2 protein-coding genes and 3 pseudogenes are annotated in these 2,717 nt (G+C 50.2%); 4 read left to right on the forward strand and 1 reads right to left on the reverse strand.

The features are described 5' to 3' along the window. Positions 1–203 precede the first annotated feature (203 nt). From QZ506_RS15725 to QZ506_RS15740, 4 genes and pseudogenes are all read left to right on the forward strand, one after another. Positions 204–878, forward strand: a pseudogene (locus QZ506_RS15725) (lysine/arginine/ornithine ABC transporter substrate-binding protein); the annotation flags it as partial. A 66-nt stretch (positions 879–944) separates the two neighbouring features. Next, positions 945–1,634 carry a histidine ABC transporter permease HisQ gene (locus QZ506_RS15730; protein ID WP_291972322.1) on the forward strand — a complete coding sequence of 230 codons (690 nt, stop codon included), beginning with the start codon at positions 945–947 and terminating at the stop codon, positions 1,632–1,634. Continuing rightward, positions 1,627–2,355: an ABC transporter permease gene (locus QZ506_RS15735; protein ID WP_291972324.1), complete on the forward strand. Its 729-nt coding sequence runs from the start codon at positions 1,627–1,629 to the stop codon at positions 2,353–2,355. The genes QZ506_RS15730 and QZ506_RS15735 overlap by 8 nt, the downstream gene beginning before the upstream one ends. A gap of 17 nt (positions 2,356–2,372) precedes the next feature. Then, a pseudogene (locus QZ506_RS15740) lies at positions 2,373–2,453 on the forward strand (histidine/lysine/arginine/ornithine ABC transporter ATP-binding protein); the annotation flags it as partial. A 68-nt stretch (positions 2,454–2,521) separates the two neighbouring features. Here QZ506_RS15740 and QZ506_RS15745 read toward each other — a convergent pair. Next, positions 2,522–2,717 (reverse strand): annotated as a pseudogene (locus QZ506_RS15745) (IS481 family transposase); the annotation flags it as partial.

Genomic DNA, 2,717 nt, shown 5'->3' on the forward strand with positions numbered 1-2,717 from the left:
ACACGCCTGTTTTGGATTAAAATGCTGATCGCTCCGGGATGCATCACCACGCTCTGGATTTAACATACTGATTTTACGTCAAGGGAATCCGCAGCCTTTATGGCTACGCAGCATAATATCTATTTATTCAACAAAGCCGATTTTGCGTTGCGATGATCTGTCGTTTCACTGGACTGCCAGCATAAAATCTATTTATTCAACAAAGCCCCTTTGAGTCCAAGAATGCCAGCGGTGAACTGGTAGGGTTTAATGTTGATTTGGCTAAAGAGCTGTGCAAGCACATCAAGGCTGAATGTACTTTTGTAGAAAGTGATTTCGACACGCTGATCCCTTCACTGAAAGCGAAAAAGATTGATGCCATCATCTCCTCACTCTCCATCACTGAGAAGCGCCAGCAGGAGATTGCTTTCACGGAAAAACTCTACGCTGCCAACGCGCGTCTGATTGAGAAGAAAGGGGCGAATATTCAACCGACGCTGGAATCGCTGCGCGGTAAACGTGTCGGCGTGTTGCAGGCCTCTACTCAGGAAGCATATGCCAATGCTAACTGGCAGCCGAAAGGTATTGATGTGGTGGATTACCAAAACCAGGATTTGATCTACGCCGACTTGACCGCAGGCCGTATTGATGCCGCGTTCCAGGATGAAGTAGCGGGCAGCGAAGGATTCCTGAAATTACCGGCGGGTAGAGACTACGTCTTCGCGGGTCCGGCAGTGAAGGATGACAAATTCTTTGGCGTCGGTACCGGTATGGGGCTGCGCAAAGAAGATAACGCACTGAAAGCTGCTCTGGATAAAGCATTTGAAGAGATGCGCAAAGACGGCACCTACGACACTTTCGCGAAGAAATACTTCGATTTTGACGTATACGGCGGCTAATGACGTGTTGCTGGTATCTGCCTGCGTTATGCAGGCAGAGTGTGCCTTTTTAGACGGAAACACGCGATGCTTTACGGCTATACAGATCTGATTCTTGACGGGGCGCGCATGACGCTGCAATTAGCGGTGTGCTCGCTGTTGTTGGCGTTGGTCATTGGGCTTGTTGGCGCAGGGGCCAAGCTCTCTGCCAATCGCCTGCTGTCTGGTTTTTTCTCCGCGTACACCACCCTGATCCGTGGTGTGCCGGACCTGGTGTTAATGTTATTGATCTTTTATGGTCTGCAAATTGCGCTCAACAGCGTGACGGAAACGCTCGGTGTCGCGCAAATCGATATCGATCCGCTCTCGGCGGAGATCATTACGCTCGGGTTTATCTACGGTGCGTATTTCACTGAAACCTTTCGCGGTGCCTATCTGGCTGTGCCGCCTGGGCAGATTGAAGCGGCCGTGGCCTATGAATTTACACCACTGAAGGTATTTCGTCGCATCACTTTTCCTTCCATTATGCGCTTTGCCTTGCCCGGTATCGGCAATAACTGGCAGGTGATCCTCAAGGCAACGGCGCTGGTGTCGCTGTTGGGGCTGAATGACATTGTTAAAGTGACCCAGTTAGCGGGCAAGGGGGCGCATGAACCGTTTTATTTCGCCATTGTCGCCGGGGTGATGTATCTGATTTTTACCACCGTCTCCAACGGGGTACCGTGGTGGCTGGAACGCCATTACCCGCAGGGCGTGAAGAAGGTGAATTATGAGTGAGATCCTGCAACAGTATTCGCAACCTTTACTATGGAGTGATGGGTATCGTCTCACCGGCCTGGCGATGACGCTGTGGCTGCTGATTTCGTCGGTGGTGATGTGCGGACTGCTGGCAATTCCGCTGGCCATTGCCCGCGTTTCTCCACGGCGGCGTTTCAGTTTTCCGGTGTGGGTATTTACCTATGTGTTTCGCGGCACACCGCTTTACGTGCAGTTGCTGGTATTATACTCCGGCGTTTACAGTCTGGAGATCGTGCGTGGCACTGACATGCTGAATGCGTTTTTCGGCAGTGGGCTGAACTGTGCGGTGCTGGCATTGGCATTGGCATTGGCATTGAACACCTGCGCCTATACTACAGAGATTTTTGCTGGTACAATCCGTTCGGTGACTCACTGCGAAATTGAAGCTGCCAGAGCTTACGGTTTTTCCCGGTTTAAACAGTATCGCTGTATTATTTTGCCCGGCGCGTTACGTATTGCACTTCCCGCGGACAGTAACGAGGTGATTTTGATGCTTCACTCCACGGCGCTGGCGTTTACCGTAACGGTGCCGGATATATTGAAAATTGCCCGAGATATTAACGCTTCCACTTATCAGCCGTTTTATTCCTTTGGCATTGCTGCGGTGATCTATCTGGCAATCTCTTTTGTGCTGATCGTCCTGTTTAAACACGCTGAACGGCGCTGGCTGCGGCATATTCATACCCGTTCATCTCATTAACATCAGGAAAAAACAGCATGTCAGATCATAAACTGATGGTGACGGAACTGCATAAGCGTTACGGGGAACACGAAGTGCTGAAGGGCGTTTCTCTTCAGGTGCATATTCTGTACTAGCTCAGACCTGATCTGACAGTTACCGATTATTTATACAGGTGTCTGTCAGATTACATCTGGTTCAGATTCTTTTCTGCCCAGATCCGTTTTCCATCGAGTAAAGCGGCCATCGGCGTACGCCCGCAGCACATTTTTCCCTGATGAGTTCGCTCATTATTGTAATGCCACAACCAGTTGTCCAGATCTACCTGCAGGCTTTCCAGGTCTCCATATAACTTCTTGCGGAACGTAACCTGATAAAAATCC

Source organism: Candidatus Symbiopectobacterium sp., from assembly GCF_020054415.1.
GTDB lineage: Bacteria > Pseudomonadota > Gammaproteobacteria > Enterobacterales > Enterobacteriaceae > Symbiopectobacterium.

Bases quoted from the DNA above. Each gene is read 5' to 3' on its own strand.
- QZ506_RS15735 (WP_291972324.1), top strand. From the start codon at position 1,627: ATGAGTGAGATCCTGCAACAGTATTCGCAACCTTTACTATGGAGTGAT.
- QZ506_RS15730 (WP_291972322.1), top strand. From the start codon at position 945: ATGCTTTACGGCTATACAGATCTGATTCTTGACGGGGCGCGCATGACG.